We start from the raw sequence: 15,763 nt of genomic DNA on the forward strand, positions 1-15,763 counted from the left end.
CCGGCCGGTATTGAAGAAATGCGACAACTGTAAAAAAGTGACAAAAGAATTTCGGAAAAGCGTTACCCGGTTTTGGGTAACGTTTAATACCGGTCTCCGCTGCCGCCACCACCAAAATCACCACCCCCAAACCGGAGATCGTCTTTGGGGCCTAAATGACCCGAAGTGGTTTGAACGGTGGCTAATAATTCGGCATTGAGCAGAAATTCTTTCGGCGAATCTTCATCGGGCTGATCGGTAAAACCATTGCGGGGTACGCGGAGATAGCGTATCAGAAAAACCGCCACCAGAATCAGTGACAAACCGTTGATGGCAAGATATGCTTCCAGCGAAAACAGCGGGTGGTAATAGCGCCAGGTAGCCAGCGCCAGTCCCCAGCCAATTGCACTCATAATGAGCATCGGGCGTTCCTTCTGACGATGTCCCAGATAAAACAGAACTACCGGAACGACGATTGTCAGCGTCCAGAACAGACCCGCCCACGCAATTTCCGGTGCCTCGGTCGGGCGGTTTTCCATGATCCAGAAGTTAAGCTGGCGAACGGCAAAGTAATTGCAACTGATCAATAACAGACTCAGCGACAGCCATTCCAGCAGAATAAAATTGTCGCGCCAGTACAGCAACGCATCCCGGTTTTCGTACAAACGCGCAGCAATATACAGCCCGACGGATACCGCCATGAGGACAAAAGGCAGGAGCTGTTTGCCGGATTGAAAATCCAGCATCCAGTCAAATAAAATCGTGACCAGCGTGCCAAAAGCCGCCATCGTCAGCAACAGGTCACTGTAATACCAGACGCCCAGCAGGATAATTGGCAGCGCAAAACACCCATACTGCCAGAGTGAGAGGTTGTTGGGAAAAAGACCGATAATGCCCGTGGTGACGAGCGCAACGGCCGCAACCACCATCGCATTGTCGACTCCGGAGCGGTAATATTTCCGGCGGTTGATCAGGTAGCCCGCCAGCAGTCCGACGATTATTCCAAAACCAATATTGAAGAAATGATAGAAGAGATCAACGCCGAATAATTTCGACAACGAAGTTGCCAGAAGAAAATAACTGCCGCTGATGGCAACAACTGAAAACACGAACAAACCAATCTCGATAAAACCGTTGGAACTGCGAAAACCGACCGGAAATTTCGCCCGGATCTGGTCCATTTTCTTTTCATCCAGCAGACCCTGACGTTGCCAGCGACCGACCTGCTCGAGGATGTATCTGTTTCGGACCCAGGTTTCGTTGTATGCTTTCATCGGAATGGAGTGGTTTAAAAACCGGTTCAGATTTTTCGGCTCGTTGTGGATAAGTAAACGGTTATGCCAATGCCGGTTACAATCCAGTACAGATAAGTCGCTTCGTCGTGCCAGTGCATATAGTGAAAAACGAGGTACGTTACGCCGATGTAGCCGTAAAAGGTACTCATCAGAATGAAAAGAAAGGAATGTTCGCGCCGGGCGTACCAGTCGAAACCGGCACACGTTATAGCCAGTGCAACCGTAAAGGCGAGGTGATATTCTTTAAAATTGAACAAACCAGCCACCAGCGCCACCAGTAACAGATTGCCCGCAAACGTGAGCGTCGTTATCGTGAAATGCCGCTTAATCCGCTGATGATCAAGAATAAAACCGCCTGCCATCAGCACCAGGCTAAGCGCAACGGCTGAGAGCAAAACCGTCATATCTTTCAGATTGCCCTTGAAATAAAACTCCAGTGGCCGGACGGTTACACCAATCCACGAAATCAAAGCCGTTAAACCCATTGCCAGAACCCCCCGGTGGTCGAACAGATAAGCGAGAGCGATGAAGAGGAGGGCGGGTAGGAAAGTTACCAAACCGTAGCGTGTTCCAAAAAGTGTGTACTGGTATTGTAAATATCCTTCGAGCGTCAGAAAAAGCAGACAACCCAAGAGCAGTGCATAATCGCCAAATGAGGAGCGGCTGTGGCTGCGGCCCATCGAAAAGGGGCCTTTAAAGTAAATGGCATACGCAAAACAGGCCGCGCATACCACCGCCAGCGCCAGAATGAGCAGGTTGTGGCCAATCCGGTCGATGTATTTGTAAATGAGCAGACCCGTTCCGGTCGTAAACAGCAGGATACCGGCGTAGAGCAGCGAACGTAATTCCCAATGAACCGAAAACAATTTATTGTCTTCAACGGATTGGATTACAGTACGTTGTTTTTCGCTTAGTAAATGTTGATCGGCAAGTGCCTGCAATACCCTTTTCGGGGACATATTGATGAAAAAAAGTGTTATATCTAATAACGGTAAAGATGGGCAAATGGATTGAAAAAATGGCAACCAGACCGCAACAGATCGAACTTCCACCTAAATATTACCTCGATTATTTTCGCTACCTGATCGGTTTTGTCCGGCGTATGTACGGTCATTTACTGAACGACTCCGAGCAGGAATTTATCCGCCGGTTTGAGGCTTTGACCGAAGATGCGCAGTGTATGTATGTGCGTTTCAGCAACCGTCGGGGTACTTTCTTTCGGGTTCAAAAACTTCAGTATAAGGAGATTGATGATCTTCCGGCTGCCGTGGGTGAGCTGTTGATCAACGGTTTTATTGAACGGCTGAACTCGCATCACGAGGTGCTGGGCGACGAGGTGCTGAACACCTTCACCAAGCCGGAACTGCTGGAATTGTTGCCGCTCGAACCGGAAGAGGTGAAGCCGCTGGCAAAAGCCAAGAAAGAAAATATTGTCCGGTACAGTCTTCACGAACTGGATTTTACCCGGATTATCGAAAGCCTGACGCGGCACGAAACCGTGGTGAAGCCTAATTTCGATGCGGAGGTCATGATGCTGAAATACCTTTTTTTTGGAACCCGTTCCGGCGACATGACCGAGTTCGTGATTCGGGATCTGGGCATGGTAACTTTCGAGCGGTACGACGAGTCGAAGCTGACGGCCCGGTTCGCTAACCGCAAAGAGGTGGAAGACAAGCTATTAATTTCGCTTACCAACGAAGAGTTCCACGAATTGCGGGATTCGGTAACACCGCCGGAAGATGTTTTCAACTGGTTTATGAACTGGGATGAAACCAAACCGGTGTTGAGTGAAATTGCTTTGCCGGGTTACGCCAAGCTGGTGACGCACGTCGGCGGTTTCCTGGAACGGCAGAAAATGCCCGAACAGGCCATGCAGGTCTATCAACTGACCGACCGGGTTCCGGCCCGTGAACGGCGGGTACGATTGCTGTTCCGGTCGGGGTTGACGGACGAAGCGCTGGCCCTTTGCGACGAAATTGCCCTCAATCCGCAAAACGCCGACGAGCGGTATTTTGCCACCGATTTTCGGGAGAAAATGCTGAGTGCCGGTGAGAAAAAACGCAGTCGGAAAGCTACGACACGGTTTTTGTCCGATGCCGAAAGCGTCGGTATTCCCGCTATATACCGGCACCACGTTGAGGCCGGGGTGATGAATCATTTTCTGGAAAATGGCTGGGAAGCGGCTTTTACCGAAAATTATCCGTGGCGCGGTTTGTTCGGGCTGGTATTCTGGGACATCATTTACGACGCCAACGTTCAGGCCATTCATCATCCGCTCCAACGGACACCTTCGGATTTTTACCTGCCCGATTTTTACCTGAAGCGGGAAGAACTGCTGAAAAAACGGCTGGCCGATCTGAAAACCCGCGAGGATTGGAAGAAGCACATTGAGACGGTTTTTTTTGAGAAATACGGCATAACAAATGTATTGGTCGATTGGAATGAAGAGCTGTTGAGTCTGAACCTTCAGATGGCCGATTTGCTGGAACCGAAGCAATTGGGATTAATCCTGCTGGAAATGTCCCGGAACCTTCGCGAAAACACGCGCGGTTTTCCGGATTTGCTGATCTGGAATGAGCAGGGAGACTACGAGTTTGTGGAGGTAAAGTCGCCGACCGACCACCTGGGTGCGCAGCAGCTACACTGGCTGGAATATTTTCAGATTATCGGGGTTCGTTCACGGGTCCTGCGCGTAATCTGGACGGCTTAGGTATCAAGAAGTAAGAGACTGTCTAAAATTACAATTTTCCTTCTTTCGCTTTGCCCCCAACCCCCTAAAGGGGGCTTTAGCATACCGATTAAAGCCCCCTTTAGGGGGTTGGGGGCGGACCTTTACGGTAGAAGATGAGATTTTTGGACAATCTCTAACAGTGAATGAAATTTTCACTAGTACTTCTTTAAATTATATTTATAATTAGACTAAATAATAATTTGCCGCTAGACTATTCAATTATTTTCAAATTCAAATGTACTTTTGCCCGATCAATGAAGACCATTGATGTGAATTATTCAAAACAAACCACAGTTTCTCCATGAAAAAAGTACAGTACCGCGTGTTAATGATGGCATTTTTAGGTTTTTTATTTATTTCGGCCTCGGCGAGTTTTGCTCAGACGAAAGTATTAACCCTAAGTGGAACGGATGCCATGCAGTTTGACACGAAAGAATTTAAAGTAAAAGCCGGACAGAAAATAAAATTAACGTTTAAACATGCCGGGAAATACGCCAAGCAGGCAATGGGCCACAACTTTGTGTTGTTAAAATCCGGGACTGACATTGCGGATTTTGCTTCCAAGGCTAATTTGGCGCGAGACAATGACTACATTCCAAAGTCGGAAGCATCCAAAATTATTGCCCACACCAAATTGCTGGGGGGCGGAGAGAGTGATACAATTGAATTTACGGCCCCCAAAAAAGGGGTTTATCCGTACATCTGTAGCTTTCCGGGTCACTACGGTTTAATGCAGGGAAAATTCATTGTCGAGTAACCCCTTTGAGAGAATAAAACCTTCGTTTGTTTACTGAATAGGGAAATGCTGGGGACTATCCGTTCCGCACAGCATTCCCCTATTTTGTTTTTGAGGAATTTAAACTTTTTTAAATTAAGGTTGTCTTACCGTAGCCAGGGTGGAAAAAGCCAGTAGAGTATTGGTGTATATTAACGTAGCCTTTTAACTTTGCTAGCCCAATACTCGTTGGTCATTTTAACTCACAGCTTTTAATCGACTTTACATGAAAAAAACGTTTGGAATGCTTCTCGCGGTTGCTCTTACCGCAGTCATTTCCGCTAGCAACGCCCAGGCTCAGACCGTGATCCCCGAGGACGTTAAAGCATTACTCCAGAAAAACATCTGTCTGGCTTGCCATAATCCGGACACGCGTTTAGTCGGTCCCCCGTATAAAGAGGTTGCAAAGAAAAAATATACCGACGCTCAGATTGTTGAACTGATTTATGACCCCAAACCAGAACACTGGCCAGGTTATCCGCCGATGGCTGCGCTGAAAAACGTTCCGAAAGATGAAGCGTTGAAGATTGCGGCCTGGATCAATTCACTCGATGGTGGTGCAAAAAAAGATGGGGCTAAAAAACCGGCTGCCAAGAAAAAGGCCACCTAAGGAACGACCGGAAAAACGTAGAGACGCGATTAATCGCGTCTCTACCCATAAATTTCGAAACTGATTGGAATAAATTAAATCGCGATTATCAGGCGCGATTAGACTATCAGGCGAATATATTATCAGACGCGATTAATCGCGTCTCTACAATTCCCGAATCCGGATGTTCCGGTACCACACCACCTCTTTCGGGCTGTGGTTTTGCAAGGCGATCTTCCCTTTGGCGTGCGGTTTTACATAAGCCCAATCCTTGAACTTGCTGGCGTTGGCCATTTTCTGCCATTCTTCCCCGCCATAATGATATTCGACCACTTTTTTGCCGTTTAGATAGTGCTCGACGTGGTTTTTGTTCACCACAATCCGGCCTTTGTTCCACTCTCCGGCGGGTTTGTTCACGGTCAGATCGTTGGGGGCAATCATGTCGTAGTTCGCGCCGGTCAACTGATTCCCTTTCAGTTTGGCACCATCACTCAGCTGATACCCAGTGTCGTCGATCACCTGGTATTCCGGGCCGGACCAATACGTTGATTTATTCGCCGGGTCTTCGATGACTTTGTAAACCACTCCGCTGTTGCTCTTGGCAGGTAATTTGAACTCGAATTCCAGGTCAAAGTTTTCGTATTCCTTGTCAGTCACGAGGTCACCACCGGTGCCGTCGGGCGACAGGGTTCCGTTTTCTACATTCCAGCCGATGGCTTTGTCTTTCAGGTAGCTGTGCCAGCCTTTCGTGGTTTTTCCGTCGAACAGCGACACCCATTTACCGGCGTTCGGCCCAAAAGAAGACAAGCTTGTCAATGTCATCACGCCAGCCAGCAGGCCAATGGCGAAGGTTGCTTTTTTCATGGTTTAGTTGTAAGGTTTATGGTTTACCGTTTCCGGTTTATTTCGTTATTCGCTATTCGTTATTTAGTGTTCGATATTTAATCGAAATTGGCAGAGCAATTTGAATATTGAATAGCGAACACTGAATAACGAATAGCGAAATAAGCTGAAAATCTATACAGCATTCAGAATTTTCATCGCATTCGGATCCCAGTTCACGATCTGCTTTTTGAACAGACTCATGTTCCCGCACTGAGTGGGTCCGCAGGCCCGCAAACCAAAGGTCGCATCTTCGACGACCGGTTTCTGATTGCGAACCGAATCGAAGAAGTTGACAAAGTGCTCGTAGCGGTCGCCTTTGTAATCTTTCGGAGTTTTGTACACCATTTCGCGCGGCCCTTCCATTTCGGGGCGCTCGGGATACATTTTCTTGTATTCCTTCAGGTACGCTTCCTGCTGGTCTTTCGGGAAATTGCTGATCGACAAACCGGGCGCTTTTGGCAGTTTATGGTGCCGAACCGTCAGGCTATCCCAACCAATCGACAAATCACCTTCCGTACCCACCAGTCGGACCAGATAACCGCCCCCGCCACCATCGACGAAATTGCTACGCGTTGTCAGGTTGAATTCGGGATGCTCCGGTGTAGCGGGATAGTCGAAGATGGCCAGGTGAATGTCCGGTACATCGCGGCCGTCTTTCCAGAACCGCAGGCCACCGCTGGCATATACCCGGTTCGGGCCTTTGGAACCCGTAATCGTGTGGAGCGTTGTCAGCAGGTGAACGTAAAGGTCACCGGCTACACCGGTTCCGTAATCCTGGTAGTTTCTCCAGCGGAAAAACCGCTTCGGGTCCCATTCGCGCTTTTTGGCGGTTCCTAAATAGGTATCCCAATCCACGGTTTGGGGCGAGGCATCCGGCGGAATGGAATATTGCCAGGCGCCCATCGCGCTGTGACGATCGTATTGCGCTTCGGCAAAAACCAGCTCGCCGATGTCACCGGCTTTCAGCAATTCTTTGGCTTTGGCGATGATGATTGAGCTGGCAAACTGGCTGCCCACCTGAAACACCTTGCCGGTTTCTTTCTGTACTTTAATCAGCGTATGGCCATCTTCGACCTTCTGCACCATCGGTTTTTCGCAGTAGACGTGCTTGCCTTTGCGCATGGCGTCGGTCGAGATTTTTTCGTGCCAGTGGTCGGTTGTGCCGTTGATGATGATATCGACATCCGGGCGTTCGAGAATCTGGCGGTAATCTTTCGTGGTAAACAAACCGTCGCCCCACAACTCTTTAGCCCGGCGCAAACGACCGTCGTAGAGGTCACAGGCGGCCACCATCTGGGTGCCTTCCACCATCAGGGCGGTTTCGGTGTCGCCGATGCCCATGCCTCCCGTTCCGATCAGTGCGATGCGGACTTTGTCGTTGGCGGCAGTGCTGCTGTGGCTTTTTACTAAATTCAGGTAAGTCGCTGACGTTCCGGCGTTGGCAAGCGTCGAAGGAACGGCTGCGGCCGCGGTTCCGGCCAATCCCAATGTTTTCAGGAATGACCTGCGAGAAGGAACCTGTTCAGGGTTTTCCATACAATTAAAAAGAATGTTTACGGGAGCACGTAATTTACGAGATTTTATAATAAGTCGGGAAAAAGCACGGCTGAAATCAGGGAGATAGACCCAAAAGAATGGCTTTCTGAGCAAATTTGGCTTGTTGCGGCAAGTTTGATTCTGACGCCATAAAAGCGTAATTTGGAGCGGCCCTAAAATCCATCCCGCCATGATCCGTTTCGCTATTGTCTTTCTGCTGGCCATTGCCTCAGTATACGGCCAGCCTAATTTTGATACCGGAAAGCTGGAAACCGAATTTAATCAAAACGGATTACCTGATCCGACACTCCAAAAAGCGCGAACATTGTTCAAAGTCGGGGCTTCCCTGCCCATTCTCCGGCAAAGTAGTTTCAACGGTTATTACGCTGCGATTTCGCTGGATGCCACGGTTGAGAAAAAATTGGTTGGCGGATTAACGGTGTTGGCGGCTTTGGAAAATACATTCGGACTGGCGCTGGATGGTCGGACGACTCACCTTTACAGCCTGGAAATGCCGGTTGCCCTGCGGTATTATTTTCCCTTAACCCAGCGGCAAAAGCAACGGGTTGATCGGCACAGTTTTTTCAGTCCGTATGTAGCTTTTCAAACGCACAATGTCTTGTTTTCCGAGCTAACTTATTCGAGGTCAATTAGCTATGATCTGGCGAGGGAATACAAAGGAACCGTTAATCGCGCGGAGACTAATACTTTTATTGGCAAAGGACGGATTGGCGATCAGTTTAATCTGCTGGAATACGCTTATTTTCAATTGGGAAGTCAGCATCAAATGTTTAAGAAGCGAGGCTATCTGGATATTAACGTCCTGATACCTTCACGCTATTTGATTTATAACAAACGAGATTACGCGCTGGCTTCACCCGGTATTGTGAATGTAAAACTGGGCTACAACCTGGTAAGGACGTCCAGACCTGCCCGGTGAGGTGGCCCGATCCAGTAACCAGACAGTACTATCAATAACCGGTTTTTCTTTCGCTGATTATACCCTTAAATCCTGACGAGTAAAACCGCCCCGATCCCACCGCCTGAACCGAATACCGTAAACTAAGCTCTACAACGAAATTGACGAGATGGAAGTAAAAATGATCCCCTCAAGACGAACTTTTTTGAAACAGTCGCTGGGAACACTGGCGGCTTTTACCATTGTTCCCCGGCACGTGTTGGGGAAAGGTTTTCTGGCACCCAGCGACCAGCTTTCGAAAGGAATCATCGGCGTTGGCGGTATGGGGCGCGGACATATTCCGTATGCGGGCACGCGCGTTGCTGCCATTTGCGATGTCGATACCCGGCACCTCGAACTGGCCAAGGGAATCATCAAAGATCCGGCTCTGAAAACCTTTGCCGATTACCGGGAATTGATTCAATTGCCGGAAGTCGATATTGTTCACATTGCCACTCCTCCGCACTGGCACGGGATCATGGCCGCCGAAGCCGCCCGCGCGGGCAAAGACATCTGGTGCGAAAAACCGATGACGACCACCATCGGCGAGGGCAAACGGGTGATGGAAGCCGTTCAACAACACGGCCGGATTTTTCGACTCAATACCTGGTTCCGGTTCGAAGATAATTTCTACGGCATGGGAACGCCTGTGAAACCTATCAAGAAGCTGGTAGACAGTGGTTTATTGGGATGGCCGCTGAAAGTGACCGTGAGCAAACACACCGGTTTTGACTGGAAATTTTACTGGGTCGGCAAAACCAATCTGGACCCGATGCCCGTACCGCCCGAACTGGATTACGAACGCTGGCTGGGACCGGCGCCCTACAAACCGTACAATCCGCACCGGGTTCACAACACGTTCCGGGGTTATTGGGACTACGACGGGGGCGGTTTGGGCGATATGGGCCAGCATTATTTAGACCCCATTCAGTATTTCCTTGGAAAAGACGATACCAGCCCGGTTTCGGTGGAAATCGACGCCCCCCAGCAGCATCCGGATGCCGTCGGCACCTGGCGCCGGATTGAATATACCTACGCCGATGGCTGTAAAATCATCCTGGATGGTGAAGGCAAAGACGCGAACATGCCGTACATCGAAGGCCCGAAAGGAAAGCTGTACCCCGGTTTTAAGTCCGATATTCCGGATTTGCAGAAAAAACTGGCGGCATTTCCCGAACCTTTCCCGCAGCAAACCGACTTTGTGGATGCTGTTCGGGGGCGGAAACGGTTTGCTCTGAACGAAGCCAACGGGTTTCGCTCATGCACGCTGATCAACATGGGGAAAGTGGCGCTGCAACTCGGTCGGTCGCTGAAATTTGACCCCCAAACCCAGACATTCGTCAACGACGAAGGTGCCAACCGACTGATCGATCAACCCATGCGCGCTCCCTGGATAATCTAATGATGACACATCGGCCTTTCACTCACTTTACTATTCCTCGTATGAACCTTCGTTTACTGGCGTTTGCTGGCGTCATCTTACTCAAAACCCCAACCTGGGCGCAACCCAAACCGGATTCGCGGCCGCTGGAAAATCGGGTGGCCGACAACCTGGCCCAAATGCCCGCAACCGATGGCAAACAGTTGATTACCAACATGGATGCGGTGGCCGCTTTAGGTTCAGCCGGTATCCAGGAAATGGCGTTGGTGCTGGCGGCTCCCGGCAAAGGCGACAATACGGCCGTTCAATATGCGCTGGGCGGTTTTTCCTATTACGTGACCAAACCGGGTAAAGAAGTGCAACGCGCGCTGGCGGTTCGGGCTTACGGGCAGGCGCTGGAAAAACTCAGCGATCCGGAGAGTAAAGCGTTTATCATCAGTCAGCTGCAGATTGTCGGAAAAGACGATGCGGTTTCGTACGTAAAACCGTACCTGACCGACGAGCGGCTTTGTGCTCCGGCGGTTCGGGCATTGGTTAAAATCAATACGCCATCGGCGGAGAAAGCGGTTTTACAGGCATTGAAAGAATCGCAGGGAACTACCCAGCTTTCGTTGGTAAAAGCCCTGGGCGACAGTCGGTATCAACCGGCGGCTTCGGCTCTGCTTCCGCTGGCCCAGGAAGGCGATAAAAATGCAAAGAAAGTAGCCATGTACGCGCTCGCCCGACTGGCAGCTCCGGCGGCCGGACCGGTTTTGGCGAAAGCAGCCGGGGAAAGCGGATATACGTATGAGGTGACAGAAGCCACGGCCAGCTACCTTGATTATATCCACCAACTGGCGGTTTCGGGGAAAAAACCGCAGGCCGACGCGCTGGCCCGGAAGCTGTTGCAGGAATGTACGGACGCAAAACAGGTTCATACGCGCACGGCTGCGTTAAAAATGCTGGTCGATTTTAACAAAGAAAAAAGCCTGCCTTTGCTGACAGCCGCGGTTTCGGACCCATCGGCTCAATACCGCGTGGCGGCTCTGAAACTGGCAGCGGGTTTGAAAAACAAAGTCGTCAATGCGCAGTTAGCCAAGGAGATTGCTAAAACTACTGGCGAAGTTCAGAAGGATTTGATTACGCAATTGGGAGCCATTGGTGACCCCGCGCTGACTTCGGCTCTGGTGCCGGGACTGAAAAGCACCGATCAGGCGGTTCGGCTGGCGGCCATTTCGGCCGTGGCTAAAACCGGTCAGCAAACCGCGTTACCAGCCTTGCTGGAAGTAATGAAACGTGGTTCGTCGGTGGATATTTCGGCGGCAAAAGAAGCCATTCTGACGATAAAAGGCCCGCTGGTGGTGGCGCAGGTGACGCACAGCCTGACGAGTATGCCCGCCGAGGCCCGCGCGGCTTTGCTGTCTGTTCTGGGGGCAAGAGCCGCCGAATCGAGCGTGCAGCAGGTGTTGGCCCAAGTGCAGGAGAAGGATACCACCATCAGTCTGGCGGCAGCCACGGCCCTGCCTTCGCTGGTTGGCAGAGACCAGTTGCCGCAGTTGGTGACGCTACTGACCAACGCAACGCAGCCAAAAGCCATTCGCGCGCTGCAACAGGCTATCGTGGCCGCAACGGTTTCGGCGGGCGACTCCATTCAGCGGACGGATTTACTGGTAGAAACGATGCAGCAGGCGCCGACCGCTAGCCAGGCCCGCTTTCTGGGTACGCTGGCGGGCGTTGGCGGACCGAAAGCCTTACAAATTGTCCAGCAGTCGTTTGACAAAGGCGACGGCATGGTTCAGCCAGCCGCCGTGTCTGCTTTATCAGACTGGACCACGCCCGACGCAGCTCCGGCACTGCTGGCCATTGCGCGGCAAAATAGTGTGGCTTCGGAGTCGGCTCTGAATGGGTACATCGCGTTGGTCAGTCGCTCGTCGTTTTCGGCTGATCAGCGGTTATTGTTGCTCCGGGATGCGATGGATGTGGCCCGGACTCCGCAGCAGAAAATCGAAATTCTGAAAGGTGTAAGCCGCTGCCGGACCTTTTTAGCGCTCGTTTTTGCGGGTCAATACCTTGACGATCCCGCGCTCCAGCAGCAGGCTGCGGCTACGGTTTGGGCGGTTGCCTCGTCGAACCGGGATTTTACGGGAACTGCCGTGCGGACTTTGCTGGAAAAAACCGCTAAACTTCTGACCGGCCCCGAAAACGAATCGCAGCGCCAGGCTGTTCAAAACCGTCTGCAAGCCCTGCCTCCGGGTCCTGGTTTTGTGGCCTTATTCAACGGAAAAGACCTGACGGGCTGGAAAGGGCTGGTGGAAAATCCGATCAAACGCAGCAAAATGAGTCCGGACTCGCTGGCGCTGAAACAGCAGAAAGCCGACGAAATCATGCGGAGCGGCTGGTCGGTAAAAGACGGATTGCTGATTTTTGGCGGTCACGGAAATAACATCTGTACGGAAAAAAAGTACGGCGATTTTGAGATGTTCGTCGACTGGAAAATCACCGAAAAAGGCGATGCCGGAATTTACCTGCGCGGAACTCCGCAGGTGCAGATCTGGGACCCCGCCCGGGTTGAAGTGGGTGCGCAGGTGGGTTCGGGCGGTTTGTATAACAACCAGAAATTCGAAAGCAAACCACTGAAAAAAGCCGACAATCCGGTGGGCGAATGGAACACGTTCCGCATCATCATGAAAGGCGAACGCGTGACGGTTTACCTGAACGGTGTTTTGGTAACCGACAATACGGTTCTGGAAAACTACTGGGACCGTAATCTGCCTATTTTTCCTTCGGAACAGCTTGAGCTACAGGCGCATGGAACCTATGTCGCGTACCGGAATATTTACATCAAGGAATTGCCTCAGCCGAAACCGTATCAATTGACCGAAGCCGAGAAAAAAGACGGTTTTGAGTTGCTTTTTGACGGAAAGGATTTCAGTAAATGGACGGGAAACACCAAAGATTATGTTGCCGAGGATGGCGATATTGTCTGGTACAACAACGGCGGAAAAGGCAACCTGTATACGCAGAAAGAATACGGCGATTTTGTGTTCCGGTTTGAGTTTCAGTTAACGCCGGGAGCCAACAACGGACTCGGAATCCGCGCTCCGCTGACGGGCGACGCGGCTTATGCCGGGATGGAATTGCAAATTCTGGATAATGATGCCGAGATATACAAAAAACTGGAGCCGTATCAATACCACGGTTCGGTTTACGGCGTGATTCCGGCCAAACGCGGGGCGCTCAAGCCCGTTGGCGAATGGAATTACGAAGAAGTCACCGTAAAAGGCAATCAGGTGAAGGTGGTGTTGAACGACATCCAGATTCTGAACGGCGATATTGCCGAAGCCAGCAAAAACGGCACGATGGACCACAAAGAACACCCCGGTTTACTCCGAAAATCGGGCCATATCGGTTTTCTGGGCCACGGATCGGTGCTGCGGTTCCGAAATATCCGGGTGAAGGAACTGTAAAAAGGGAATGAAAAATGTCAAATGAGGAATGTCGATGTAAAAGTGTTTCTTAATCTAGCACTTTAACATTCGACATTCCTCATTTGACATTTTTCATTCTTTAAATAACGTCTTCCCGCGCTGCGTCGGCGTCGTTGTATTTCCGGTCGAGCTGATCGGTCGATTTCATTTCGGATGCGGGTGTTGTTGTGTTTTCCTGCATCGGCTGTTTTTTGATCGCGCTTTCGTCGAGCGTTTCTTTAGGCTGCTCCAGCATCTGGGCGGTTTCCTGCGGCCGCTCACCTTCCTGATACGGTTCCTGATCCTTATCGTTCACGTCATACGGACGTTCGGAGGTCCCGGTATCCGGTTTTTCGGTCATGCCTTCGTCGGCTTTCGGTTGAGTGTAGTTATCGGGTCCCGGTCCGTCCGGGTTGGCATTGACCGGGTTTTGCTTTCCGTACGTTCCTAAAAACTCCGGGAGCTCTTCGTTTTTAGCCGGGTCCTGGCTCTGCGTCGGTACATCTGCGCCGGGCATAGTATCCGCAAGCATACTGGTTGGCGTATCTTTCGACGTATCCTGATGAGAAACCTGGCTATCCGACTGGGCCGAATTGTTTACTTCGTGTGACCGGCCCGGTTCACTCGGTTCCGTAATTTCGGGTTTATCCGGGTGGGGTGTCGAAGGCAAATCCGGAATTTCAGGGCCCGGCGTTCCGGGCGTCGGCGGATTGGGTGAATCCGGTGACGGCGGGATCGGATTGCTCGGATCGGGCGTCGAAGGGAGTTCCGGAATCATGTCGGCCTGCGGATGTTCCGACTGGATGTCAACTACATCGTACGTCCGCTGGTTGGGCGAGTTCAAACCGCGTTCTTCGTCGTTGGCGTAGCGGTCACTCAGGTCGTCCGTCACTTCCGTTTCGAGGTGAGCCGTCGAAACCAGTTTTCCGTCCACCAATTTGACCATATGGGTTTCGGCCTGATCCTGGCCGTATTTTGTATCTGCGTTTTCGTTGGATACCAGATCCGCCTGTTGCGAATCATGAAATACATTCGATTCCATACCGTTTGTTACGAGTTAATGAATAGATAGACTATTAACTGACGGTATGGAAAAAGGTTTTTGGGAATGAAATCAATGTCGGAAAAACCGGCCGTGCTTTACCGGTTTCACGGTAAAAACCGGCTCGATGGGGTTGAGGCCACGTGCAGCCAGAAGTTACACAGATCTTCGACCACGGATTTATAATCATCGAACGAAGACGGTTTTTTGACGTACGAGTTCGCCCCCAGTTCATACGCCCGGTCGATGTCGGGTTGGGCGCTTGAGGTACTGAAAACCAGAATGGGCATGAGGTTATAGCGGGCATCGGCCCGGAGTTTTCCCAGCAATTCAAAACCGCTCATGCGCGGCATATTCAGGTCTAAAAGTAAAAACGAAGGTAAAATAGGTAACGTTTCAAGCTGTGCCAGCAAATCTTGTCCGCTGTTCGCCAATACCACTTTCTCCTCTTTCAAACACGCTTTAAAGGCTTCCTGTATCAAAAATAGATCATCTTCGTCATCGTCTACGACGGCTATAATCGGTCTGTTTTTCATACGTTGTATAAAACCGCATCAGGCTGCCGGGTGGCCGCCAGAAGAAGGACGGTAACGTCACTGGCGGTTATGCTGCAAAGTTGGGTTGGTTGCTAAAATATCTTCCGCTTTGATGATTGGCAGGGCGACGCGTTTTTTCCAGTAGGAACAGAAATGGGTCATCGAAACCTCCCAGTTTTCCGGTTTGGGCATGTAGCAGGTCGCTCCTAACCCATACGCCAGCTTCACCCGTTCGGGGTCGTTTCCCTGGCCGAAAATAACGACGGGAATGCGCCGGAGCACCGGGTGGTGTTTCAGGATAGCCAGAATGGCTCCGGGGTCGCAGGAGTCCATGTCCAGCATAATCAGCGTTGGAACAAAGGGTGCATCCGCCAGACTTTTCTGAAAATAGGCATCCATCGCCCCGTTTTCCTGCGCCGACAAATGCCGGTATGACACGCCGAATTTGCGGAAAGATTGCCCCAAAGCCTGCAGCTCAGGGGAAGAAGTGCCAACCAATAATATTGCTAGTGGGCCGGTCATCTCGTCAAAAATTGATTAGAAAAAAATACCAGTTATCAAAATGAAAACGATCCTGTGGAAGAAAAGTTAGACAATGCTGGTAAAAATC

The 15,763-nt window shown here is 50.8% G+C and carries 13 protein-coding genes; 6 read left to right on the forward strand and 7 right to left on the reverse strand.

Annotated features, from left to right (window positions below):
- Positions 1-83: 83 nt before the first annotated feature.
- The gene (locus GJJ30_RS13350) at positions 84-1,253 is read right to left on the reverse strand and encodes a hypothetical protein (RefSeq protein WP_154175661.1); all 1,170 of its coding nucleotides are present in this window, start codon (positions 1,251-1,253) and stop codon (positions 84-86) included.
- A 26-nt stretch (positions 1,254-1,279) separates the two neighbouring features.
- On the reverse strand, positions 1,280-2,233 hold the full coding sequence (locus GJJ30_RS13355) for a DUF2157 domain-containing protein (protein ID WP_154175662.1): 954 nt from the start codon (positions 2,231-2,233) through the stop codon (positions 1,280-1,282).
- Between the two features lie 59 nt (positions 2,234-2,292).
- Between GJJ30_RS13355 and GJJ30_RS13360 the strand changes: the two genes are divergently transcribed.
- From GJJ30_RS13360 to GJJ30_RS13370, 3 genes are all read left to right on the forward strand, one after another.
- The gene (locus GJJ30_RS13360; protein ID WP_154175663.1) at positions 2,293-3,984 is read left to right on the forward strand and encodes a VRR-NUC domain-containing protein; all 1,692 of its coding nucleotides are present in this window, start codon (positions 2,293-2,295) and stop codon (positions 3,982-3,984) included.
- A gap of 322 nt (positions 3,985-4,306) precedes the next feature.
- The gene (gene azu, locus GJJ30_RS13365; RefSeq protein ID WP_154175664.1) at positions 4,307-4,762 is read left to right on the forward strand and encodes an azurin; all 456 of its coding nucleotides are present in this window, start codon (positions 4,307-4,309) and stop codon (positions 4,760-4,762) included.
- Positions 4,763-5,006: 244 nt separating this feature from the next.
- Complete coding sequence (locus GJJ30_RS13370; RefSeq protein ID WP_154175665.1) at positions 5,007-5,390, forward strand: c-type cytochrome; 384 nt, start codon at positions 5,007-5,009, stop codon at positions 5,388-5,390.
- Between the two features lie 144 nt (positions 5,391-5,534).
- On the opposite strand, the gene GJJ30_RS13375 is transcribed toward GJJ30_RS13370, so the two are convergent.
- Together GJJ30_RS13375 and GJJ30_RS13380 are read right to left on the reverse strand one after the other, a co-directional pair.
- Positions 5,535-6,233: a 3-keto-disaccharide hydrolase gene (locus GJJ30_RS13375; RefSeq protein WP_154175666.1), complete on the reverse strand. Its 699-nt coding sequence runs from the start codon at positions 6,231-6,233 to the stop codon at positions 5,535-5,537.
- 153 nt (positions 6,234-6,386) lie between these two features.
- Positions 6,387-7,790: a Gfo/Idh/MocA family protein gene (locus tag GJJ30_RS13380; protein WP_154175667.1), complete on the reverse strand. Its 1,404-nt coding sequence runs from the start codon at positions 7,788-7,790 to the stop codon at positions 6,387-6,389.
- A 190-nt stretch (positions 7,791-7,980) separates the two neighbouring features.
- Here GJJ30_RS13380 and GJJ30_RS13385 point away from each other — a divergent pair, with 190 nt between their 5' ends.
- The 3 genes from GJJ30_RS13385 (at position 7,981) to GJJ30_RS13395 (ending at position 13,575) form a co-directional block, all read left to right on the forward strand.
- A complete protein-coding gene (locus GJJ30_RS13385) occupies positions 7,981-8,730 on the forward strand; it encodes a hypothetical protein (protein ID WP_154175668.1) in 750 nt (249 codons plus the stop codon).
- A gap of 184 nt (positions 8,731-8,914) precedes the next feature.
- Positions 8,915-10,150 carry a Gfo/Idh/MocA family oxidoreductase gene (locus tag GJJ30_RS13390; RefSeq protein ID WP_229313114.1) on the forward strand — a complete coding sequence of 412 codons (1,236 nt, stop codon included), beginning with the start codon at positions 8,915-8,917 and terminating at the stop codon, positions 10,148-10,150.
- A gap of 41 nt (positions 10,151-10,191) precedes the next feature.
- A complete protein-coding gene (locus GJJ30_RS13395; protein WP_154175670.1) occupies positions 10,192-13,575 on the forward strand; it encodes a DUF1080 domain-containing protein in 3,384 nt (1,127 codons plus the stop codon).
- 100 nt (positions 13,576-13,675) lie between these two features.
- Here GJJ30_RS13395 and GJJ30_RS13400 read toward each other — a convergent pair whose 3' ends face one another.
- The 3 genes from GJJ30_RS13400 to GJJ30_RS13410 form a co-directional block, all read right to left on the reverse strand.
- Positions 13,676-14,617, reverse strand: a complete 942-nt coding sequence (locus GJJ30_RS13400; protein ID WP_154175671.1) for a hypothetical protein — start codon at positions 14,615-14,617, stop codon at positions 13,676-13,678.
- A gap of 107 nt (positions 14,618-14,724) precedes the next feature.
- Positions 14,725-15,153, reverse strand: a complete 429-nt coding sequence (locus GJJ30_RS13405) for a response regulator (RefSeq protein ID WP_154175672.1) — start codon at positions 15,151-15,153, stop codon at positions 14,725-14,727.
- Between the two features lie 57 nt (positions 15,154-15,210).
- The gene (locus GJJ30_RS13410) at positions 15,211-15,675 is read right to left on the reverse strand and encodes a response regulator (protein ID WP_154175673.1); all 465 of its coding nucleotides are present in this window, start codon (positions 15,673-15,675) and stop codon (positions 15,211-15,213) included.
- Positions 15,676-15,763 lie beyond the last annotated feature (88 nt).

The organism is Larkinella terrae (genome assembly GCF_009668025.1).
Lineage (GTDB): Bacteria > Bacteroidota > Bacteroidia > Cytophagales > Spirosomataceae > Larkinella > Larkinella terrae.